Annotated in this window: 27 protein-coding genes; 13 read left to right on the forward strand and 14 right to left on the reverse strand. The window is 68.3% G+C overall.

Going from position 1 to position 18,850, the window contains the following annotated elements; genetic code table 11:
• The first annotated feature begins 2 nt into the window (after positions 1-2).
• The 3 genes from BN984_RS08430 (at position 3) to BN984_RS08440 (ending at position 3,411) form a co-directional block, all read left to right on the forward strand.
• Positions 3-1,817, forward strand: a complete 1,815-nt coding sequence (locus BN984_RS08430) for a ribosome biogenesis/translation initiation ATPase RLI (protein ID WP_008091598.1) — start codon at positions 3-5, stop codon at positions 1,815-1,817.
• A 132-nt stretch (positions 1,818-1,949) separates the two neighbouring features.
• On the forward strand, positions 1,950-2,873 hold the full coding sequence (locus BN984_RS08435; RefSeq protein WP_049968025.1) for a VOC family protein: 924 nt from the start codon (positions 1,950-1,952) through the stop codon (positions 2,871-2,873).
• A 55-nt stretch (positions 2,874-2,928) separates the two neighbouring features.
• The gene (locus BN984_RS08440) at positions 2,929-3,411 is read left to right on the forward strand and encodes a YbhB/YbcL family Raf kinase inhibitor-like protein (RefSeq protein ID WP_008091600.1); all 483 of its coding nucleotides are present in this window, start codon (positions 2,929-2,931) and stop codon (positions 3,409-3,411) included.
• Positions 3,412-3,435: 24 nt separating this feature from the next.
• Here the strand turns inward: BN984_RS08440 and rtcA are convergent, their stop codons facing one another.
• From rtcA to BN984_RS08455, 3 genes are read right to left on the reverse strand one after another with little or no spacing between them, the layout of a single operon-like run.
• Positions 3,436-4,539: an RNA 3'-terminal phosphate cyclase gene (gene rtcA / locus BN984_RS08445; protein ID WP_049968026.1), complete on the reverse strand. Its 1,104-nt coding sequence runs from the start codon at positions 4,537-4,539 to the stop codon at positions 3,436-3,438.
• A complete protein-coding gene (locus tag BN984_RS08450; RefSeq protein ID WP_008091603.1) occupies positions 4,540-4,989 on the reverse strand; it encodes a universal stress protein in 450 nt (149 codons plus the stop codon).
• Positions 4,990-5,047: 58 nt separating this feature from the next.
• Positions 5,048-5,569, reverse strand: a complete 522-nt coding sequence (locus BN984_RS08455; RefSeq protein ID WP_004969113.1) for an archaemetzincin family Zn-dependent metalloprotease — start codon at positions 5,567-5,569, stop codon at positions 5,048-5,050.
• A 39-nt stretch (positions 5,570-5,608) separates the two neighbouring features.
• Between BN984_RS08455 and BN984_RS08460 the strand changes: the two genes are divergently transcribed.
• The 3 genes from BN984_RS08460 to BN984_RS08470 are packed head-to-tail and all read left to right on the forward strand — an operon-like array spanning position 5,609 to position 7,209.
• Positions 5,609-6,040 carry a UPF0146 family protein gene (locus BN984_RS08460; protein WP_008091607.1) on the forward strand — a complete coding sequence of 144 codons (432 nt, stop codon included), beginning with the start codon at positions 5,609-5,611 and terminating at the stop codon, positions 6,038-6,040.
• 52 nt (positions 6,041-6,092) lie between these two features.
• On the forward strand, positions 6,093-6,947 hold the full coding sequence (locus tag BN984_RS08465) for a TIGR01548 family HAD-type hydrolase (protein WP_049968027.1): 855 nt from the start codon (positions 6,093-6,095) through the stop codon (positions 6,945-6,947).
• 49 nt (positions 6,948-6,996) lie between these two features.
• Complete coding sequence (locus tag BN984_RS08470; RefSeq protein WP_008091611.1) at positions 6,997-7,209, forward strand: DUF7534 family protein; 213 nt, start codon at positions 6,997-6,999, stop codon at positions 7,207-7,209.
• 4 nt (positions 7,210-7,213) lie between these two features.
• Here BN984_RS08470 and BN984_RS08475 read toward each other — a convergent pair whose 3' ends face one another.
• Positions 7,214-7,414: a hypothetical protein gene (locus BN984_RS08475; RefSeq protein WP_049968028.1), complete on the reverse strand. Its 201-nt coding sequence runs from the start codon at positions 7,412-7,414 to the stop codon at positions 7,214-7,216.
• Between the two features lie 106 nt (positions 7,415-7,520).
• Here BN984_RS08475 and npdG point away from each other — a divergent pair, with 106 nt between their 5' ends.
• The gene (npdG, locus tag BN984_RS08480; protein WP_008091614.1) at positions 7,521-8,189 is read left to right on the forward strand and encodes an NADPH-dependent F420 reductase; all 669 of its coding nucleotides are present in this window, start codon (positions 7,521-7,523) and stop codon (positions 8,187-8,189) included.
• A 30-nt stretch (positions 8,190-8,219) separates the two neighbouring features.
• On the opposite strand, the gene BN984_RS08485 is transcribed toward npdG, so the two are convergent.
• From BN984_RS08485 to BN984_RS08500, 4 genes are all read right to left on the reverse strand, one after another.
• Positions 8,220-9,473, reverse strand: a complete 1,254-nt coding sequence (locus tag BN984_RS08485) for an MFS transporter (RefSeq protein WP_008091616.1) — start codon at positions 9,471-9,473, stop codon at positions 8,220-8,222.
• 214 nt (positions 9,474-9,687) lie between these two features.
• Positions 9,688-9,990, reverse strand: coding sequence for a phosphoribosyl-ATP diphosphatase (gene hisE, locus BN984_RS08490; RefSeq protein ID WP_049968029.1), 303 nt, complete (start codon positions 9,988-9,990; stop codon positions 9,688-9,690).
• Between the two features lie 96 nt (positions 9,991-10,086).
• Entirely contained in the window at positions 10,087-10,695 is a 609-nt protein-coding gene (gene pdxT / locus BN984_RS08495) for a pyridoxal 5'-phosphate synthase glutaminase subunit PdxT (RefSeq protein ID WP_008091619.1), read from the reverse strand.
• A 55-nt stretch (positions 10,696-10,750) separates the two neighbouring features.
• Positions 10,751-10,915 (reverse strand): preprotein translocase subunit Sec61beta, encoded by a 165-nt coding sequence (locus tag BN984_RS08500; RefSeq protein ID WP_049904986.1) that lies wholly within the window; start codon positions 10,913-10,915, stop codon positions 10,751-10,753.
• A 205-nt stretch (positions 10,916-11,120) separates the two neighbouring features.
• Here BN984_RS08500 and trxA point away from each other — a divergent pair, with 205 nt between their 5' ends.
• Complete coding sequence (gene trxA, locus BN984_RS08505) at positions 11,121-11,402, forward strand: thioredoxin (RefSeq protein WP_394325024.1); 282 nt, start codon at positions 11,121-11,123, stop codon at positions 11,400-11,402.
• 113 nt (positions 11,403-11,515) lie between these two features.
• Entirely contained in the window at positions 11,516-11,662 is a 147-nt protein-coding gene (locus tag BN984_RS08510; RefSeq protein WP_004044485.1) for a 50S ribosomal protein L40e, read from the forward strand.
• 17 nt (positions 11,663-11,679) lie between these two features.
• On the opposite strand, the gene BN984_RS08515 is transcribed toward BN984_RS08510, so the two are convergent.
• Together BN984_RS08515 and BN984_RS08520 are read right to left on the reverse strand one after the other, a co-directional pair.
• Positions 11,680-12,060 carry a hypothetical protein gene (locus BN984_RS08515; protein ID WP_004973454.1) on the reverse strand — a complete coding sequence of 127 codons (381 nt, stop codon included), beginning with the start codon at positions 12,058-12,060 and terminating at the stop codon, positions 11,680-11,682.
• A gap of 1 nt (position 12,061) precedes the next feature.
• A complete protein-coding gene (locus BN984_RS08520; RefSeq protein ID WP_008091652.1) occupies positions 12,062-12,688 on the reverse strand; it encodes an MBL fold metallo-hydrolase in 627 nt (208 codons plus the stop codon).
• 131 nt (positions 12,689-12,819) lie between these two features.
• Between BN984_RS08520 and BN984_RS08525 the strand changes: the two genes are divergently transcribed.
• The 3 genes from BN984_RS08525 to BN984_RS08535 are packed head-to-tail and all read left to right on the forward strand — an operon-like array spanning position 12,820 to position 14,219.
• Positions 12,820-12,990 carry a DUF5786 family protein gene (locus BN984_RS08525; RefSeq protein WP_004044482.1) on the forward strand — a complete coding sequence of 57 codons (171 nt, stop codon included), beginning with the start codon at positions 12,820-12,822 and terminating at the stop codon, positions 12,988-12,990.
• On the forward strand, positions 12,987-13,598 hold the full coding sequence (locus tag BN984_RS08530) for an endonuclease dU (protein ID WP_049968031.1): 612 nt from the start codon (positions 12,987-12,989) through the stop codon (positions 13,596-13,598). The genes BN984_RS08525 and BN984_RS08530 overlap by 4 nt, the downstream gene beginning before the upstream one ends.
• Before the next feature lie 24 nt (positions 13,599-13,622).
• Positions 13,623-14,219, forward strand: a complete 597-nt coding sequence (locus BN984_RS08535) for a uracil-DNA glycosylase (protein WP_008091657.1) — start codon at positions 13,623-13,625, stop codon at positions 14,217-14,219.
• Between the two features lie 30 nt (positions 14,220-14,249).
• On the opposite strand, the gene BN984_RS08540 is transcribed toward BN984_RS08535, so the two are convergent.
• The 4 genes from BN984_RS08540 to BN984_RS08555 all read right to left on the reverse strand — a co-directional run bounded on the left by BN984_RS08540 (position 14,250) and on the right by BN984_RS08555 (position 17,939).
• A complete protein-coding gene (locus BN984_RS08540; RefSeq protein ID WP_049968032.1) occupies positions 14,250-15,044 on the reverse strand; it encodes a DUF6498-containing protein in 795 nt (264 codons plus the stop codon).
• A gap of 75 nt (positions 15,045-15,119) precedes the next feature.
• Entirely contained in the window at positions 15,120-16,136 is a 1,017-nt protein-coding gene (gene phnE, locus BN984_RS08545) for a phosphonate ABC transporter, permease protein PhnE (RefSeq protein WP_008091660.1), read from the reverse strand.
• The gene (locus BN984_RS08550; RefSeq protein ID WP_008091661.1) at positions 16,133-16,888 is read right to left on the reverse strand and encodes a phosphonate ABC transporter ATP-binding protein; all 756 of its coding nucleotides are present in this window, start codon (positions 16,886-16,888) and stop codon (positions 16,133-16,135) included. The genes phnE and BN984_RS08550 overlap by 4 nt, the downstream gene beginning before the upstream one ends.
• Before the next feature lie 85 nt (positions 16,889-16,973).
• Positions 16,974-17,939, reverse strand: a complete 966-nt coding sequence (locus tag BN984_RS08555; RefSeq protein WP_049968033.1) for a phosphate/phosphite/phosphonate ABC transporter substrate-binding protein — start codon at positions 17,937-17,939, stop codon at positions 16,974-16,976.
• A gap of 208 nt (positions 17,940-18,147) precedes the next feature.
• Here BN984_RS08555 and hisH point away from each other — a divergent pair, with 208 nt between their 5' ends.
• Positions 18,148-18,807 carry an imidazole glycerol phosphate synthase subunit HisH gene (hisH, locus tag BN984_RS08560; RefSeq protein ID WP_004973446.1) on the forward strand — a complete coding sequence of 220 codons (660 nt, stop codon included), beginning with the start codon at positions 18,148-18,150 and terminating at the stop codon, positions 18,805-18,807.
• Positions 18,808-18,850: the final 43 nt, after the last annotated feature.

Below are 18,850 nucleotides of genomic sequence, written 5' to 3' on the forward strand. Positions count from 1 at the left end.
CGATGGCCGACGATAGTATCGCCGTCGTCGACTTAGACCGGTGTTCCCCCGACCGCTGTAGCTACGAGTGCTCGAACTTCTGTCCGCCGAACCGGACGGGTAAAGAGTGCATCACGCTCCGCGGCGAGGACGCCGAGCAGGGCGGTCCCGACCAGGTGCGCATCTCCGAGGAGATCTGCCTCGGCGAGACCTGCGGTATCTGCGTCGAGAAGTGCCCCTTCGATGCAATCGAAATCATCAACCTCCCCTCGGAACTCGACGAGGACCCGACCCACCGCTACGGCGAGAACGCCTTCTCGCTGTACGGCCTTCCGGTCCCCGAGTCCGGCTCGGTCACGGGTATCCTCGGACCGAACGGTATCGGGAAGACCACGGCCGTCCGCGCCCTCGCGGGCGAAATGGTCCCCAACCTCGGCAACTACGACGAGGAACCGACGTGGGAGGCCGTCCTCGACCGCTTCCGCGGGACCGAACTCCAGAACTACGTCGAACAGGTTCGAGACGGCGAGGTCTCCATCGCGCGCAAGCCGCAGTACGTCGACCAGATTCCCAAGCAGTTCGACGGCTCTGCCCGCGACCTCTTGGAGGCGACCGACGAGCGCGGCGCGCTCGACTCCTACATCGACCGCCTCGACATCGGCCCGGTCGTCGACAACGACATCGAGACGCTCTCCGGCGGCGAGCTTCAGCGGGTCGCCCTCGCGGCGACGCTCGCCCGCGACCGCGACTTCTACTTCCTCGACGAGATTTCGCCGTACCTCGACATCGGCCAGCGCGTCACCGCCGCGCGGCTCATCCGCGAACTCGCGGAGGAAGAAGACCGCGCGGTGCTCGTGGTCGAACACGACCTCGCCATCCTCGACCTGCTCGCCGACACGCTCCACGTCGCCTACGGTGAGCCCGGCGCGTACGGTGTCATCACCGACCCCAAGTCGGTCAGAAACGGCATCAACGAGTACCTGAAGGGGTATCTTTCGAACGAGAACATGCGCATCCGTCCGGAGGCAATCACCTTCGAGGAGCACGCGCCGCGCGAGACGACGAAGGCCGAACCCCTCGTCGAGTACCCCGAACTCGCCAAGTCCTACGGCGACGGCGAGTTCTCCCTCGACGTCGAGGCCGGCACCATCTACAACGGCGAAGTGCTCGGCATCGTCGGCCCCAACGGCATCGGGAAGTCGACGCTCGCACAGCTCTTTACGGGCGACCTGACGCCCGACGTGGGCGAACTCGACTTCGCGCTCGACATCTCGTACAAGCCGCAGTACATCGAAATCGACCAGCCGATGCGGGTCGACGCGTTCCTCTCGTCCATCACCGACCAGTTCGGTTCGTCGTACTGGAACACCGAAATCGCGAACCCGCTCCAGCTCAACCGCATCATGGAGCGCAACCTCACCGACCTCTCCGGCGGCGAGCGCCAGCGCGTCGCCATCGCGGCGTGTCTCTCACAGAACGCCGACCTCTACCTGCTCGACGAGCCGTCGGCCCACCTCGACGTGGAACAGCGCGTGCAGGCCACCTCGGCCATCCGCCGCTACGCCGAGAACCACGACGCGACGGTCATGGTCATCGACCACGACATCTACATGATGGACCTGCTCGCCGACCGCCTGATGGTGTTCGACGGCGAGCCGTCCATCGAGGGCCACGCCTCGAAGCCCCAGGAGATGCGCGACGGCATGAACGACTTCCTGTCGGACCTCGACATCACGTTCCGCCGCGACGAGCGCACCCAGCGCCCGCGCATCAACAAGCCCGACTCGCAACTCGACCGCGAGCAGAAGCGCGCCGGCGAGTACTACTACGCCGAATAGCGACCCGTTCGCTCGCGTTTCCACCCCCCCGGTTCTCCGTTCTTCGCTCCCTCACCCTCGGTTACACCTCGCGCCGCGAGTGACTCCGATGTTACTACGGGCGTTTTCACGGTCACGCTCGAAGACGGAGATATGACGACTCAACCTTCATCAGATGGCTCGCTCACGGACGACACCCACCTCGGCCGGGTCGCGCTCCGCGTCGGCTCGCTCGACCGCGTCGTCCCGTTCTACCGCGACGTGGTCGGCCTCGCGGTCGAGCGCGAACGCGACGGTTCGCGGGCGGTCCTCTCGGCCGGCGAGACTCCCGTCGTCGTCCTCGACGAGGACTCCGACGCCCCGGAGCGCGGTCGCCGGGAGGCCGGGCTGTTCCACCTCGCGGTTCGCGTGCCCGACCGAGGCGCGCTCGGCGACGTGCTCTCCCGCGCCAGAACCCGCGCAACCGAGGCCGGCGCGACCCTCTCCGGCGCGTCCGACCACCTCGTCAGCGAGGCGCTGTACTTCCGCGACCCGGAGGGCAACGGCGTCGAGGTCTACTACGACCGGCCCCGCGAGGAGTGGCCGTGGACCGACGACCGCCGAGTGTCGATGGACACGTTCGCGCTCGACCTCGGGTCGCTCGCCGACGACGCCGCCGGCGAGGACCGCGCGCCCGACGGCACCGACCTCGGACACGTCCACCTCGAAGTCACGAACGTCTCCCGTTCGCGGGACTTCTACGTCGACGCGCTCGGCATGCGCGTCCGCGACGAGGGTTACCCCAGCGCGTCGTTCGTCGCCGCCGGCGAGTACCACCACCACGTCGGCCTGAACAGTTGGAACACCCGAAGCGCCCCCGCCGGTGAGGGCCGCGGCATCGAGTGGTTCGAAGTCGTCGTCCCCGACGCCGCGACACTCGACGCGGTCCGGGAGTCGCTGGCCGACGGTGGCCACGGGTTCGACGACGGCGGGTTCGACGGGGACGAATCCGGGGACGGCGACGCGGCCGGCGCGACCGACTCGCTCGTCGTCTCCGACCCCGATGGAATCCAAATCCGCGTCGTTCACGGCGGCTGACGGGTCGATTCGGCCGAACGAATCGTTTTGTCGCTGGTCGCCCAACGGGCGGGTAATGATATCGAGTGATTCGAGCGAGCGCCGCCGCGGGCTCACCCTCCGAAGCCCGGCGTTCGACGACGGAAGCCCGATACCCCGCACCCACGGCTACGCGACCGAAAACGAGAGCCCGCCGCTCCGAATCGGCGGCGTTCCCCCCGGGACCGCCTCGCTCGCCCTCGTGATGGACGACCCCGACGCGGTGAAACCCGCGGGCAAGGTGTGGGACCACTGGCTGGTCTGGAACATCGACCCCGAGACCGACGCCATCGAGGCGGGCGAGACGCCGCCGGGCGCGGTCGAGGGAACCAACAGCTACGGCGAACGGGACTACGGCGGCCCGAACCCGCCGGACGGCGAGCACACTTATCGGTTCCTGTTGTACGCGCTCGACACCTCCCTCGACCTCGACGCCGGTGCGACGAAAGCCGACCTGAAACGCGCCATCGCGGGACACGTCACCGCCGAGACGCAACTGACCGGGAAATACGCGCCCTGAGGCTGCCGAAGCCGGTTCTTCCGGTCAGCGGCCGCCGTCTGACTCGACGACCGCGCCCGTCCCCGTCCCCGGACCTGCGCCAGCGCCCGACCCCGCGCCGCGGTCGCCGTCTTCGCCCGCCCGAAGCGACACGTCGTAGCCGAAGGCACGAATCACGCCGAGGTTCGTCCGCACGTGGTCCGTGACGGCGGGAATCCGTACGCGACCCCCGGCGAGCGCGACCCAGACGAGCAGTTGGTCGGCCATGTGGCGGTCAACCGGCGCGTCGCCGCCGAGCCAGTCGAGAAGCGAGTCGGCCGCCCGCGATCCGACCGTCTCGGCCGGCGTGCCGCGCTCGCCGTAGGCGTCGAAGCCGGCGACGAGCGACGCGGAGCCGTCGCCGCCTCTCTCGTCTTCTCCGCCCCGAGCGACGACGACCACGGCCGAACCGGGCGAGTCGCTCTCGACCGACGAGACCGACGACCGAATCGGGAGGTCGACGCCCGCCTCGGCGAGCGCGTCGCGGACGCCCTCGACCTGTCGCTCGGCCACCGCGGCGTCAGCGAGCGACTCGCTCGCGACCGAGTAGACTCGAAGTTCGTCGGGCTCCGCGCGGCGAGTCAGTTCGACCGGTGTCGGCTCGGCCGGTTCGATGCGGAGCGAAAGCGTGCCCCCGCCGGCCGGGTAGAAGCCGCGACGAGGCACCGAGACGCCGAACTCGACGCCGAACGCCGAACACAGCGGACGCTTCGCGTACCGGAGGTAGTCCGCAGGCGGCGACCACCGAACGTCGGTGCCGCCGGTGACGGTGAGCGAGAGCGGGTCGTCGAGAGCGACGGCCGCGGGGAGCAGCGTCTCGCAGACGAGCGTCGCGCTCCCGGCGGTGCCGACGGCCGCCTCGACCGGGTCGGCTCGGACGTTGCGGGGGGAAAAGCGGAGCGTCGACGACCCGACCTCGTCGCCGGCGACGTCGGCGTTCGAGACGGCCGCGGCGACGGAGACGCAGGCGACGTGCTGGGCCTTCAGCCCGGGCGTCGAGCGGTTCCCGCGGACGTTCGTCATCTCGAACGGCTCGCCGGTCACGACCGAGAGGGCGAGGGCGGTCCTGAGGGGCTGTCCGCCGCCCTCCCGCCCGTCGAGTCGGCGCATTCAGCGGACGACGGTGACGGGGCAGGACGCCCGCTCGACCAGTTCCTTGGCGACGCTCCCGACCAGCCCCTCGTAGCGTTTCGAGAGGCCGCGGTGGCCGACGAAGATGCCCTCGGCACCTGACTCGTCGGCGTAGGTCGGAATCGCCTCGACGGGGTCGCCGTAGAGGAGTTCCGTGGTCGCTTCGACGCCCGCGTCGGCGGCGCGTTCGGCGGCCGCTTGTATGACGTGTTCGGCGCGCGATTCCGCGTCTTCGAGGCTCTCGGCGACGATTCGGTCGCCGGTTCTGGCGACCCCCGCGACGGGTTCCTCGCCGCCTTCGACGAGGACCTGCGGTTCGACCGCGTGGACGATGGTGACCGTCGCACCCAGCGGTTCGAGCATCGTGAGCGCGTGGTCGAGCGCTCTGTCGGCGGCCGCAGAGCCGTCTACTGCAACGACGAAGTTCATACCTGAATACAGGTGCCGAGACGAGAAAAAGGGTGAGACGGCGCTCGCGTTCGGAGAACTAGTGGACGAGCCGACTGCAGGTGCCGCAGAGGTTCTCTTCTTTCACGTCCACCTCGCGGACCGTCGGCGAGAAGGACATGACGCACTTGTTGTTGTCGCAGTGTTCGAGGCCGAGGGTGTGGCCGATTTCGTGGACGACCTCCTTTCGCACGCGGTCGGACAGCACCTCGTCGGCGGGCTTGTTCGTGATGCCGCCGTCCGTGGAGGTCTGGAGGCGGTACGTGGAGATGACGGAGCCGTTGCCGTTGAGGTACGCGAGGCCGAAGACGTAGTTTCGGCGGCGGTAGTAGAGGTCCTTTTCCGTGATGCCGATGTTCTTCTCGCCGCGACCGATGCGGCTCGCCAGCTCGATGAACTGCTCGGCCCGGTACTGGTTTCGGCTCCGGTCGAACGCGCCCTCGGGAATCGCCTGATTCGAGTGCACGGTCACGTCGCAGTCGTAGACGGAGCGGAGTCCGGCGGATGCCTCCCGCTTGACGGCCGCAGAAATATCCCCGATAGGCACGATATCGACGAGCATGCGAGGGATTAAGCGGGGACGCTTCATAAATATCCCGACGTGAAAAAATCGCTGCGCGACGCGCTCGTCGCACGGTTGTCGGGGTACGACCGCGCGGTCGAAGTCGGGGTCGGCCGGGAGCCGTCGGTGGCGGCTGCCCTCGCCGACCGCGGGGTCGACGTGGTCGCCGTCGACGTACACGAGTTCCCCGTCCCCGAGGGTGTCTCGTTTGTCCGCGACGACGTGTTCGCCCGCGCCGACGCCCCCGACCTCGGTCCCTACGCCGACGCCGGCGTCGTCTACGCTCTGAACGTCCCCGTCGAACTTCACCGGCCCGCCGCGGAGGTCGCCCGCCGCGCCGACGCCGACTTCCTGTTCACCACGCTCGGCTACGACGAACCCTCGATTCCGGTCGCCCGCGAGACGCTTCCGGGCGACACGCTGTACGTCGCCGAGCGCGGACGGCGGGGCCAGCGCGCCCGGGGGGACTAGCCCGCCCGGCCCCAAGAGTAAGGCACTTGCCCGCTCGCCGCGCGGTTCCGGTATGCACGCGGACGCTGTCGTCTTCGATATCGACGGAGTGCTCGTCGACGTCGCCGACTCCTACCGGCGCGCCATCGTCGAATCAGTTGACCGACACTACGGCACGACCATCTCCCGCGACGAGGTCCAACTGTTCAAGGACGCCGGCGGCTTCAACAACGACTGGGAACTGACGTACGCGGCGGCGCTGTACGTCCTCGCCGCCCGCGAGACCGACCTGTCGGTCGCCGAGTTCACCGACGACATCGAGGCCCGCGGCGGCGGCCTCGCCGCCGCCGAGGCGACCGTCGAAGCCCTATTTTCCGACCCGAGCGTCGTCTTCGACGAGTGGGATCCCGAGGCGCTCCGCGAGACGTTTCAGGCGCTCTATCTCGGAAGCGACCGCTACCGCGACCTCGAAGGCGGCGACCCGCCGTTCGAGGCCCCGGGCTACATCCACGACGAACCCGTGCTCCTCCGTCAGGAGACGCTCGACGCCCTCGGCGACCGCGAACTCGGCGTCGTCACCGGCCGGCCCAGCGCGGAGGCCGACATCGCGCTCGACCGCGTCGCCCTCGATGTGGCCGACGACCACCGGTTCACGATGGACGACTGGGAGGAGGGAAAGCCCCACCCGGCCGCGCTCGTGACGGTCGCGGAGCGCCTCGGAGCCGAGTCGGTCGTCTTCGTCGGCGACACCCTCGACGACGTGAAGACGGCGCTGAACGCCGATGCCGCTGACCCCGACCGCGTCTACTACGGCGTCGGCGTCCTCTCGGGCGGCCTGACCGGCGACGACGGCCGACAGAAGTTCTCCGAAATCGGCGCGACCGCCGTCGTCGAGGACGTGAACGAAGTTCCGGACCTCCTCGACTGATGGCTCCGACGCTGACTCCGACTCCCGTTTCGCCGCCGGAGGGCCGCTGATGGGACACCTCCGCGCCTTCGTCGTCACGCTGCTCGCGCTCGACGCGCTCGTGGTCGTCGTCGGGACGTACCTCCTCCCGCCGGACCCGTTCACGCAGTTGTTCCTCGTCGGGCCGCTGTTGCTGTTGGCTCCGGTGGTCGCGTGGTGGCTCGTCTACCGCGACGGCTTCGAGCGGGTACAGGCGCTCGTCGAGTCCGACGACGACGCCTGACGCCTCAGCCGGACCGGCTCTCGAACCGCGCGCCGAGGTCGTCGACCAGCCTGACGGCGATGTACACCGGAAGCACCCATACCAGCGCGATACAGAAGACACCGAGCGCGGTTCCGAGAACCCCGTCGATACCCGGCGCAGTCTGCATGAAAATCAGCACGACGAACCACAGCGTCAGCGCCTGAACGTACCTCGGTTCGTTCACGCTTTCGTGGCAGTTTTTTGAACTCATAGCGCTTTCTCCTCGCGGACACAGGCAGAACCGACCGGTCGCACAACCCTTTAGGTCGGCTCGGTCCGGAGGTGTGAGTATGCGAATCGCACTCCTCGGTGGGACCGGCGACATCGGCGAGGGCCTCGCCCTCCGCTGGGCCTACCACACCGACCACGAGGTCATCGTCGGGTCGCGCGACCCCGACAAGGCCCGCGCGAAGGCCGACGAGTACGAGACCGAACTCTCAAGCCGCGGCCGCGACGTGAAGGTAAACGGCTTTACGAACGAGATGGCCGCCGACCGCGCCTCCGTGGTCGTCCTCGCCGTGCCGCCGTACCACGTCTCCGACACCGTCGAGGCCGTCGCCGACTCCCTGTCCGAGGGAGACGTGCTCGTCACGCCCGCCGCGGGCATCAAGCGCGACGACGACGGCTTCCACTACCACCCGCCGAAAGCAGGGAGCGTGACGGCGCTCGTCGCCGACGCGGCCCCCGACGACGTGCCGGTGGTCGGCGCGTTCCACAACCTCGCGGCCGGTCGACTGGCCGACCTCGACGCCGACCTCGGCATCGACACGCTGCTCGTCGCCGACGACGAGGACGCAAAGGAGACCGTGCGCCTGCTCGCCGAGGGCATCGACGGCCTCCGCGCGCTCGACGGCGGCGGCCTCGCCAACGCCGCCGAAATCGAAGCGGTGACGCCGCTTCTCATCAACGTCGCACAGAACAACGACGGGATGCACGACCTCGGCATCGAGTTCAAGTAGCGGCGTCCGACCCGCACCCGGCGCGATTTCTCACGACAGTTCAGACCGCGGCACCGTCGCCGCCTCCCCGTAGAGCGTCCGCGCCACGAGCAGTCCGACGACGACGACGAGCGCGACGCAGGCGAGGTACTCGACGCGGAAGCCGACCACTTCGGCCAGCGGGACGGCCACGAGCGGGCCGAGCGTCGACCCCGAGTCGCCGAAGACGTTGTAGACGCCGCCGAGTTTGCCCACGTCGTCGGCCGGGCTGAGGTCGCCGAGATAGGCTAACAGCGGCGGGTTCGACCCGCCGACGCCGATGCCGATGAGCGCCACGCCCGCGAGCGTCGAGGGGAGCGTCGGCACGAGCGCCAACAGCGCGAACCCGGACGCGAGGACGCCCAGCGCGGGCAGCGTCAGCGCCGCGCGGTTCGACAGACGGTCGGAGTACCGCCCGACGACGAGCGTCGTGACGCTCGACGCGACGACGCCGACGGCCATCACGACGCCGCTGACGCCGGCCCCGGAGAGCCCGCCGAGCGAGATATCGTTCGCCGTCGCGTACAGCACGGCCGTCGAGAGGAGGACGCCCGCAAACAGGAAGCGGACGGCGAAGTTGACGGTGCCGACGGTGAAGATGCGGATGTCGGAGCCGACCAGTCGCGGCACGTCGCGGAGCGAACTCGCCGCCGTCACGTCGGTCTTCACGTCCGGGAGGACGGAGATGGCGACGAGGGCGGCGAACAGGCCCGCACAGCCCGCGACGGCGAACGCGGTGGCGTAGCCGAACGCGTCGGTGACGAGGCCGCCGACGACGAGGCCCGCGGGGAACCCGAGGCTCTGGCCGCCGCGCATGTAGCCGACCCACTTCCCGCGGTTTTCGCCCGAGGTGACGTGCGTGATGGTGCTGAACGCGCCGACGAAGACGAACGCCGAGCCGACGCCCCAGCAGGCCCGCGACAGGAGGAAGATAGTCGCGCTGTCGAGCGGAATCGGGCCGGGATTTAGCCCGAGGACGTAGCCGAACGGCGACAGCCCCTGCACGACGAACCCGGCTATCATCGGCCGGCGCGTCCCCATCCGGTCGAGTATCTGCCCGGCGGGCGTGTTCACGACCAGTCGGGTGAACCGGTTCGCCGAGAGGATGAGACCGACCACGAACGGCGTGATACCGATGATGGGACCGAGCGTCGGCAGCGTCGGGAAGGCGACGCCCGCGCCGACGCCGCCGAAGAAGACGCCCGCGATGAGGCTCCCGGCGACGAACTCGACTGACGGCTCGTCGCCGCCGAACAGCCGACTCACGCGGCCGACCCTCGGGAGACGGTCGCGGCGCGGTGGGGCGTGAGATGCGCGGGAGCGAACTGGCGGACGCGGGTTCGGGAGACGTGCATCGAGAGAGTGCGCTATCGTGGATGCACGCTCTTGGTGCTTTGCAATCGGGCCGTCTCGTCCGGGAACTGCGGGCGGCGAGCGGCGAATGGCGGCGGCGTCGCAATCGCGGTCGCGGTCAACCGTCTCAGAAGCGGTTTTTCAGCTCTTCGCGCAGGTCGTCGAGCGAGGCGTCCTTCATCGACAGCAGGACGAGCAGGTGGTAGACGAGGTCGGCGCTCTCGTAGAGCAGTTCCTCGCGGTCGTCGTCCTTGGCCGCGAGGATGGTCTCCGTCATCTCCTCGCCGAGCTTTTCGAGGACGTAGTTCTCGCCTTTCTCGTGGGTAAACAGCGTCGTCGTGTAGGAGTCCTCGGGGAGTTCCGCCTTGCGCGACTCGATAGTCGCAAAGAGTTCGTCTAAGACCTCGTCGGTCGGGGTGTCGGCGTCCATGGTCGCACGACGGGCGGGCGCGGAAAAAGACCCTCTGGTTCCGGTGACCGGCGGCACCCCCGTCGGGGAGTCCGCGCCGCCGGTCGAGCGCTCCGCTCAGGCGTCGACTTCGACCGCCAGTTCGTCGAAGAACGCGAGGTCGTGGATACGGCTGTCGGGCGTCAGTTCGGGGTGGAACGAGGTGCCGACGACGGGGCCGTCGCGGACGGCGACCGGGTTGCCGTCCCACTCGGCGAGCACCTCCACGCCGTCGCCGACCTCGTCGATGAGGGGTGCGCGGATGAACACCGCGGGGAACGGCGAGTCGAGGCCGGCCACGTCCAGCGGGGCCTCGAAGCTGTCGACCTGCCGGCCGAAGGCGTTGCGGTCGACCGTCACGTCGAGGAGGTCGAGCGTGGTCACGCGGTCGTCCTTGGCGTCGCGGGAGGCGACGATGAGGCCGGCGCAGGTGGCGAGGACGGGTTTCCCGGCGTCGACGTGGGCGCGAATCTCGTTGGCGATGCCCTCGCGTTCGAGAAGCCGGGAGATGGTCGTGGACTCGCCGCCCGGCATGAGTAACACGTCGCAGTCGGGGACGAGGCCGTCGCTTCGAATCTCGACGATTTCGGCGTCGACGCCGTGGGCCGCGGCGGCCCGCTCGACGGCGTCGGCGTGCTCGGACACGTCGCCCTGCACGGCGACGACGCCGGCGCGTAGCGTAGTCATGGAGGGGTCTCGGGAAGCCGCGGACAAAAAGCGTCCGTTCGGCGGTCGGCGCGGTTCAGAGCGCGAGCGCGTTCAGCACCAGAATGCCGATGCCGAACAGCGCTCCCGTGGCGACGACGGTCTTGGGGTCGACTCGAATCGCGTTGCGGTCCTCCGCGTCGAAGTAGCGGACGAGGCCCGCGCTCGACATCAGACCGCCGCTGTTCTGGCCCTTGCTCATGTTCCACCGTCCGTGCGTCCGCCGCGTAAACGTTTCGGCTCGCGCTCGGAACGCGTCTCGACGCGGCCGAAAAATCGCGCTCATCGGACGAGTCCGCTCGCGGCCGTCTTGGGGGTCGACGGGTCGGAATCCGTTTTGGATGACCGGAAGCACAACCGGAGAGGTGCGGGCCCATGAGTAATCCTTATGCGCGGGGGCAGGCAAGTTGCGTCGGGATACGATGACTGTTCGACTCTTGGACTTCTACGCGGACTGGTGCGGCCCTTGTAAGACGCAGGACCCGATTCTCGACGACCTCGAGGACGACTACGAGAACGTCGAGTTCGTCAAGGTCGACGTCGACGAGGAACAGGACGTTGCCAACCAGTATCAGGTTCGCTCGCTCCCGACGCTCATCGTCGAGAACGACGACGGCATCGTCGACCGCTTCGTCGGCGTCACCCAGCGCGACGACATCGAATCGGCGCTGAGCCAGGCCGGCGCGTAAGCGCGCCGCGGACCGCCGCGTTTTCCGACCTATCCAGATGGCCGCCGAGAGCCCCGCGAGCGCCGGCGGTGTGTCTCGCAAGCGTTATACGACCGGCGGGGGGACTCGTATGCATGGCTAGTGACGCTGCGACGAAGCGGACGCTCGAGAAGCAGATCTGCATGCGGTGCAACGCGCGCAACCCCCAGAAGGCAAAGCAGTGCCGCAAGTGCGGCTACAAGCACCTTCGACCCAAGTCGAAGGAACGCCGCGCCGCGTAAGCCCGCACGCTTCTCTCTCAGGCGTCTCGCCGATACAGTTCGACCAGCACCGCGAGCAGCGCGAGCTGGACGAGCTTGTCCACGATGCCGCCGATTCCGAAGATATTCGGCCAGTTCAGTGCGACGTAGAGGACCACCTGTCCGACGGTGAAGGGGATGCCGAGCAACACCACCCGCGAGCGGAGGCGCTCGTCGCCGCGCAGGACGCCGACGATGCCGGCGGCGAAGCCCGCCGCGGCCCCGATGAACGCGATGCCGAGCGGATCGGCGAGGTTCGCGGCCAGCGCGCCCGCCCCGAGGACGAGGTGAATCACGCCGGTCACGGCCGCGAGGCCGACGCCGACGTAGTGCAGTCGCGTCAGGTCGCCGCCCGCGCCCCCGGTCGTGTCGGTCGCCATCTCAGGCCTCCGGGTATTTCGGTTTGCGGCGCTCCGCGCGTTCGAGCGCGCGTTCGAGCGCGTCGCGGACGGTGTCGCCCCCGATCTCGTTCTCGAAGGGGTCGCCGTGGCCGGCGTACAGCGCCTCGACGGTCGACGGGAGGCGGTCGAGGAGCGTGTGCAGGCTGCTGATGAGGCGCTCGCGGGACTGTCCCGGCATGTCGGTGCGACCGAAACTGCCGTCGTCGAACGCACCGTCGTTGTAGACGAACACGTCGCCGGAAAACAGCGACCGCCCGCTCACGAGCGAGACGTGGTCGTCGGCGTGACCCGGCGTGTAGATGACCTCGAACGTCTCGTCACCCATCTCGACGTGGTCGCCGTCTTCGAGTTCGTGCGTTCGAAGCGGGTGGTCGGCGTAGGCGTACACGTCCGGGGCGAACCGCTCGACCACCGCGTCGAGTTCGCCCACGTGGTCCGAGTGCTGGTGGGTGACGACCACTGCGTCGAGGTCGTCGGTGTGCTCGGCGACGACCTCCTCGACGCCGGGCATCGTTCCGGCGTCGACGAGGACGGTTCGCGCGCCGAGGACGAGGTAGGCGTTGCAGGTGAAGGTCTCGGCGTCGGCGGTGACTGGGATGACTTCCATACCTCCGCGTACGCGCCCGAACGGAAAAAGTCGGACGGGCGAGACGTTCCCCGCGACACCGCAACTCGCCCTCAAACGTCGAACTCGCGCGACAAATCCTTTTTGGGGCTCGGTCGTGTACGTATGACTGTATGGGATTTGGGAGCTACGACGAGTCCGAACAAGGAGACCAGAACGTCGACTTCGACGAGGAAGACGGCGTCACGACGAGCGAGGAGAAACACGAGGGCGAGGTCGATTTCGAAATCGGCGCGTCCAACGACGAACTCCTCGACCGGCTCCAGGAGATTAAAGACGAGTGAAGCCTGGGTCTCGCGCCCTCGGGGTCGCGGAATCTTCCCCCGGGGCGGCGCGCGCACCCACAGACGACGCTGACGACGCTCATTTTTCGACAGACCCGTCTCCGGAGAGCGTCCTCTGCGGCGCGGTCGTCCGCGCCGACCGGGTCGTCGACGGCCTCGCCTTCGAGACGTGCACCGTCGGCGGCGACGACGCGACCGACGCCATCGCCTCGCTGTACGCCTCGCTCGGCCGCGAAGACGTGCGCTACCTGCTCGTCTCCGGCATCGCCCCGGCGTGGTTCAACCTCGTCGACGTCGAGCGCCTCGCCGCGGACCTCGACCGCCCGGTGGTCTCGGTCTCCTTCGAGGAGAGCGAGGGGCTCGAACCCGCGCTCGCCGAGCAGTTCTCGGGCGCGGCGCTCGACCGACGACTCGCCACGTACCGCGCGGCCCCGCCCCGCCGCCCGCTCGATGTGAACGGGGAGACGGTGTTCGTCCGGGCCGCCGGCTGCGACGACGACGAGGCCGCGCGGGTCGTCCGCGGGTTCACCCCGACCGGCGGCCGTCCCGAACCGATTCGCGTGGCCCGGATGGCCGCCCGAGCGGCGCGACGCTTCGCCGGGGATTAAGCCGTCCCCGCCCTCGAACCGAGTATGGAACACATGGAGGGCCTCTGCGTGACGGGTTGCGAGCAGTGCCCCGAACTCGTCGACTCGCGGAGTCGCATCGTCAACGGGGTCGGCCCCGACGACGCCGACCTGCTCTTCCTCGGCGAAGCGCCGGGCGCGAAGGAAGACGAGGGCGGCGAGCCGTTCGTGGGTCGCTCCGGCTCCGTGCTTGACGACGCGCTCCGCGAGGCCGGCCTCGCCCGCGCCGACGTTCGCATCACCAACTGCGTGCGGTGCCGCCCGCCGGACAACCGCGACCCGACGAGCGACGAACTGTCGAACTGTCGGGGCTATCTCGCCCGCGAACTCGAACTCGTCGACCCCGAGCTAATCGTCACGCTCGGGAAAGTGCCATCGCAGCACCTGCTCGACCGCGGCGTCGCCATCACGAGCGAGTCCGGGTCGGTCGTGGACGCCCGCGTCGGCGACGCCTCCTACCGCGTCCTCCTCTCTGTCCATCCGGCGGCGACGCTCTACGACCGGAGCCAGCGCGAGGGCTTCTTCGAGACCATCGCGCGCGCCGCCGACCTCTCGGGACTCTCCGACTCCTCGGACGGACAGGCCAGCCTCGGCGACTTCTGAGCCCGCGAGAGCGCCCGTCCACCCCGACGTTCAGGCCGAGGCGTCGTTGACTTCGATTCGCTCGCCCGCCGGTTCTTCGGGCCGTTCCGCCCGTTTTTCGGCGCGGGCGTGTTCTCTGAGGTGCGCGCCCGCGTCGAGCGCGGTTTTGACGACGACCATGACGACGAGCGCCGCGGCGGGCGCGCCCGAGGCGGCGACGAGGAACGCGCCGAGGATGATGGTCAGGTGGAGGACGATGACCCGGCGGTAGGGTTCGGACATCTGCGTGCCGGGCGAGACGCTCCGGTACTCCTCGCGGCCGACGAAGTTGGCGGCGAACGACCCGCCGTGGCTGAGGACCGTCGCACCCGCCGCGAGAAGGACCGCGCCGAGCGGGACGCTGCCGACCGCGCCGGCTGCCCCGCCCGCGAAGGCGTCGAACGACCAGACGAACACGCCGTGGACGACCCAGAAAATCCCGTAGTGCATGGCGAAAAAGCCCGCGATGGGGGCGTTCGTGGGGTAGAAGTGAAAGCCGTCGCGGGGCGATTCGGGCGGCGAGAGGTCCACCCGCCGACCGTTGATGGTGGCGTTGATGCTCGACCCGCCGTCGCCGCGGCCGCTGGCGGCGAGAATCTTGGGGACGTTCAGGAGACCGACGACGCCGCTTTCGAGCCAGTAAGCGACGAGCAGCGCCTTCAGGCTCCAGTCGAACCAGACGACGCCGACGAGGGGGACGAGGTTCGCGGCCACGAGCGCGGCGAGGGCGACGGGCGAGGCGGCGAGACGCGACCCCGAAGCGGCGGAGTGCGGCGGCGAGGGAACGGAACGCGGCGACGACGGCATGGGCTACGCTGTGAGACGCGGGGAACCGATAAAAACCGTACCGCGGGAGCGACCGTCTCGGTTGGGTCGCCGGAGTTACTCCCAGATGGAGCGGGCCATCCGCTGGGGGAACTCGATGACGAGTTTGAGGACGCTCATACCCTCTTCTTCTTCGCCGCGGATGTACGAGCGAACGCGCTGGCTCACGAACTCGACGGAGACGACGAGCACGAAGATGACGAGAATCGTCGCCATCATGTTCGTGTACTTGAACAGGCTCCGCTGGGTCTGCAGGACGTAGCCGATACCGCCGCCGCCGATGAGCCCCATCGTGACGGCGATGCGCGTGTTGATTTCGAGGATGTACATCGTCCACGCGATGAAGGGCGTAAAGACCTGCGAGAGCATCCCGAAGACGACGGTCTGCCGGCGGTTCGCGCCGGTCGACTCGATGGCCTCTATCGGTCCGTCTTCGACCTCTTCGAGCGCGTCGGTAAACAGGCGGCCGAGGTTGCCCATCGTGTCGGTCCCGATGGCGAGCGTCGCCGTGAACGGCGAGACGCCGCCGAGCGGGATGTAGATGAGCGCCCAGACGAGCGCCGGGATGGCGCGGATGACGCTCATCGTGCCGCGGAAGATGAAGTTGAACGGGTAGGGCGTCACGCGCTCGGAGCCGAGGACGCCGAGGAGGAGCGCGCCGGGGATGCCGAGGACGGTTCCGGCGAAGCCCATCGCCAGCGTGACGATGGCCGCGCCGAACAGGTCCCGCTCCTGGATGAACTGCCAGTAGGAGCCGAAGTCGACGAACGGGAGACCGAACAGCGTCGTCCGCGGGAAGAAGTCCCCGAGCGCCTCCTGGAACTCGGGCCAGTAGTAGAGGATTTCCGCGACCGAGAAGCCGACCTCCGAGAGCGCCTCGAAGAAGAAGAAGCCGAAGACGACCGAGATGGCGAACGCCATTCCCCACTTGATGCGCTTCGTGAGGGTGAGGTCTCGGAGCGCGCGGTCGAGCGTCCCCGACCGGGCTTCGGTGCCGCCGTCGGTTCGCGCGTCGCGGGGTCGGTCCTCGCCGTTTCGCGAGCCCCCGTCTGAGGCCGCGTCGCCGCCGTTCATGCGCTCACCTCGGTCCCCTCGCGGATGTCCGCGGTCTGGACGTCGCCGTAGATGCGGTCGATGACGTCGACGGTCAGGTCCTCGCGGTAGCCGTCGAAGACGAGTTCTCCGTCGCGGAGCGCGAGGAACCGCTCGCCGAACTCGCGGGCGAGGTTCACTTGGTGGAGGCTCGCGAGCGTCGAGAGGTCGCGCTCCGCAGCCGCGCTCCGGATGTACCCCATCACCGTCTCGGCGCTGGCGGGGTCGAGGCTGGCGACGGGTTCGTCGGCCAAAAGCAGGTTCGGCCCCTGGACGAGCGCGCGGGCGATGCCGACGCGCTGTTGCTGGCCGCCGCTCATGCTCCGGGTCCGCTGGTTCGCTTGGTCGAGCAGTCCGACCGTCTCCAGCGCGCGGAGCGCCTCGAACTTGTCTTCCTCCGCGTGCCAGCCGACGAGACTACGGAAGAACGAGGTGCGGTTGAGCGCGCCGGTCAGCGCGTTGCCGTAGGCGCTGAGTTGTCCCAACACGTAGTGTTGCTGGAAGATCATGGCCACGTCGTCGCGCGGGCCTTTGACCGGCTCGCCGTCGATTCGAATCTCGCCGGACGTCGGGTTCGTCAGGCCGTTCAGACAGCGAAGGAGCGTGGACTTTCCCGCCCCCGACTGCCCGAGGAGCACGGCGAACTCGCCGTCCTCGATGGTGAAAGAGACGTCGTCCAACGCCCGGACGTCGCCGAACGCTTTCGTGAGGTTACGTACTTCGATGGTACTCATAGTGTGTGGGCGGACTTCCCGCGTCTACGGTTCGTGGGCGCGGCACCGCCAAAATGATACTGCAATGGAATTGTTCGTGAGCTGATTACTGTCCGAGAGAGATTCCGAGCGTGTCGATGACGTTCTGAATCGGCTGGTAGTCCTCGACGGTCCCCGGCTCGACGCCGGTGAACCAGAGCTGTTGGTCCTCGCCGAGGTCCTCGTTGATGAGGTCGTCCTGCGTGACGCTCGTGAGCGCGTCCGTCATCGACGACTTCATCTCCGACTCCAGTTCGGAACGCACGATTATCGGCGCGCGGGGGATGGGGTCAGAGACCGCGAGCAGTTGGAGTTCGGGGTCCGCGGTTCCGAGGTCGCCGTCGTTCTCGGCGGAGGTGTCGAGGAACTGCTGGGGGAATTGGTCTTCCGGGACGTGCGGCGCGGTCGAGAACGCACCCGTGCCGGCGGCGACGACCTCGTCGCGGTTGACGAGCGTCTCGCGGGCGGTCGCGTGGTCGGACCACTGTCCGGTGAAGTCGACGGGCTCGCCGTCGGGGGCGTTGCCCGTGTCGAGGCCGGCCTGATTCAACATGTACAGCGGAAACAGCGACCCGCTCGTCGAGAGGCGGTCGGCGAACGCGATGGTCTCGCCTTCGAGGTCGGTGAGTTCCTCGATACCGCTGTCGGGCGTCGTCGTCATGATGGAGAAGTACTTCGCCGCGCCGTAGGCCACGCGGATACCCATGACCTCGGTGACGTCCTCGTTGCCGCCCTGAATGGCGATGGTCGGCGAGGAGTCGGCGAGGTCGGCCTGCCCGGATTTGAACGCCTGGTACACCGCGGCGTAGTCCGCGGCGACCGACGACTCGACGGTCACGCCCGTCTCGGACTCGAGGTACTCGAACAGCGGTTGATACTGCTGTTGGATGTCGACGTCCGATTCGGACGGCGTGAGGAGGAAGTTGACCGAGTCCGACCCACCCGTGACGCTGCCGATACACCCGCTCAACCCCGAAACACCGAGCGCGCCGAGCGCGCCGGTCTGCTTGAGGAAACTCCGTCGGGAAGACATGTGATTCGTCAGAACACTCAGACACACTGAGGTTAAATCTTCCTATTCTTTCTCCGTATAGATACATAGATATAAAGTCATATTGCGTACTCTGTGAGTAAACATAGAACAGTCGGGCGATTTTGTGATGCCGGGTCGGTCCCGCGGTCATCGGGCGACCGTCGCCGCGACGGAAACTCACTTGCCTCCCGGTCTCGCACGTGTACGCATGAGCACGACACAGTCGCCCGAAGAGACCCTCGCCGACGTGGTGATGGTCGACTACGGGCTCGGAAACCTCCGGAGCGCCATGCGCGGGCTCGAACGCGCGGGGGCGAACGTCGTCGTCTCCGACGACCCGGCCGACTTCGACGACGCCGACGGCATCGTCCTCCCCGGCGTCGGCGCGTTCTCCGAGGGCATGGAGAACGCCGGCCCCTTCCGCGAACCGCTCGCCGAGGCCGCCGCCGACGGGACGCCCATCTTCGGTATCTGTCTCGGGATGCAGATGCTGCTTACCTCCTCCGAGGAGGCCGACCACGCGGGCGAGGGCGAAGTCGAGGGGCTCGACTTCATCCCCGGTCGCAACGTCCGCTTCGACGAGGGACAGAAGGTCCCGCACATGGGCTGGAACGAACTCAACGTCCGGCGCGACCACCCGCTCGTCGAGGGCGTCGACGGCGAGTACGCCTACTTCGTCCACTCGTACTACGCCGACCCCGACGACGAGGACGCGGTCGTCGCCTCGACCGACTACGGCGTGGAGTTCCCCGCGGTCGTCGCCAACGAGGAGGGAACCGTCTTCGGCACGCAGTTCCACCCCGAGAAGTCCGGCGAGACCGGGCTGACCATCCTCCGAAACTTCGTCGAGTTCTGCGCGGAGCGATAGGCCGAATCTGCCTGCCCCGACGGTCTTTTGTCGCCGCTTCGTG

The sequence above is a fragment of the Haloferax prahovense genome (genome assembly GCF_000723845.1).
Taxonomy (GTDB): domain Archaea; phylum Halobacteriota; class Halobacteria; order Halobacteriales; family Haloferacaceae; genus Haloferax; species Haloferax prahovense.

What these genes read in the sequence shown, in the direction of transcription:
- BN984_RS08430 (WP_008091598.1), top strand. Translation starts at nt 3, where the DNA reads ATGGCCGACGATAGTATCGCCGTCGTCGACTTAGACCGGTGTTCCCCC.
- BN984_RS08435 (WP_049968025.1), top strand. Translation starts at nt 1,950, where the DNA reads ATGACGACTCAACCTTCATCAGATGGCTCGCTCACGGACGACACCCAC.
- BN984_RS08440 (WP_008091600.1), top strand. Translation starts at nt 2,929, where the DNA reads ATGATATCGAGTGATTCGAGCGAGCGCCGCCGCGGGCTCACCCTCCGA.
- rtcA (WP_049968026.1), bottom strand. Translation starts at nt 4,539, where the DNA reads ATGCGCCGACTCGACGGGCGGGAGGGCGGCGGACAGCCCCTCAGGACC.
- BN984_RS08450 (WP_008091603.1), bottom strand. Translation starts at nt 4,989, where the DNA reads ATGAACTTCGTCGTTGCAGTAGACGGCTCTGCGGCCGCCGACAGAGCG.
- BN984_RS08455 (WP_004969113.1), bottom strand. Translation starts at nt 5,569, where the DNA reads ATGCTCGTCGATATCGTGCCTATCGGGGATATTTCTGCGGCCGTCAAG.
- BN984_RS08465 (WP_049968027.1), top strand. Translation starts at nt 6,093, where the DNA reads ATGCACGCGGACGCTGTCGTCTTCGATATCGACGGAGTGCTCGTCGAC.
- BN984_RS08470 (WP_008091611.1), top strand. Translation starts at nt 6,997, where the DNA reads ATGGGACACCTCCGCGCCTTCGTCGTCACGCTGCTCGCGCTCGACGCG.
- npdG (WP_008091614.1), top strand. Translation starts at nt 7,521, where the DNA reads ATGCGAATCGCACTCCTCGGTGGGACCGGCGACATCGGCGAGGGCCTC.
- hisE (WP_049968029.1), bottom strand. Translation starts at nt 9,990, where the DNA reads ATGGACGCCGACACCCCGACCGACGAGGTCTTAGACGAACTCTTTGCG.
- pdxT (WP_008091619.1), bottom strand. Translation starts at nt 10,695, where the DNA reads ATGACTACGCTACGCGCCGGCGTCGTCGCCGTGCAGGGCGACGTGTCC.
- BN984_RS08500 (WP_049904986.1), bottom strand. Translation starts at nt 10,915, where the DNA reads ATGAGCAAGGGCCAGAACAGCGGCGGTCTGATGTCGAGCGCGGGCCTC.
- BN984_RS08510 (WP_004044485.1), top strand. Translation starts at nt 11,516, where the DNA reads ATGGCTAGTGACGCTGCGACGAAGCGGACGCTCGAGAAGCAGATCTGC.
- BN984_RS08515 (WP_004973454.1), bottom strand. Translation starts at nt 12,060, where the DNA reads ATGGCGACCGACACGACCGGGGGCGCGGGCGGCGACCTGACGCGACTG.
- BN984_RS08520 (WP_008091652.1), bottom strand. Translation starts at nt 12,688, where the DNA reads ATGGAAGTCATCCCAGTCACCGCCGACGCCGAGACCTTCACCTGCAAC.
- BN984_RS08525 (WP_004044482.1), top strand. Translation starts at nt 12,820, where the DNA reads ATGGGATTTGGGAGCTACGACGAGTCCGAACAAGGAGACCAGAACGTC.
- BN984_RS08535 (WP_008091657.1), top strand. Translation starts at nt 13,623, where the DNA reads ATGGAACACATGGAGGGCCTCTGCGTGACGGGTTGCGAGCAGTGCCCC.
- BN984_RS08540 (WP_049968032.1), bottom strand. Translation starts at nt 15,044, where the DNA reads ATGCCGTCGTCGCCGCGTTCCGTTCCCTCGCCGCCGCACTCCGCCGCT.
- phnE (WP_008091660.1), bottom strand. Translation starts at nt 16,136, where the DNA reads ATGAACGGCGGCGACGCGGCCTCAGACGGGGGCTCGCGAAACGGCGAG.
- BN984_RS08550 (WP_008091661.1), bottom strand. Translation starts at nt 16,888, where the DNA reads ATGAGTACCATCGAAGTACGTAACCTCACGAAAGCGTTCGGCGACGTC.
- BN984_RS08555 (WP_049968033.1), bottom strand. Translation starts at nt 17,939, where the DNA reads ATGTCTTCCCGACGGAGTTTCCTCAAGCAGACCGGCGCGCTCGGCGCG.
- hisH (WP_004973446.1), top strand. Translation starts at nt 18,148, where the DNA reads ATGAGCACGACACAGTCGCCCGAAGAGACCCTCGCCGACGTGGTGATG.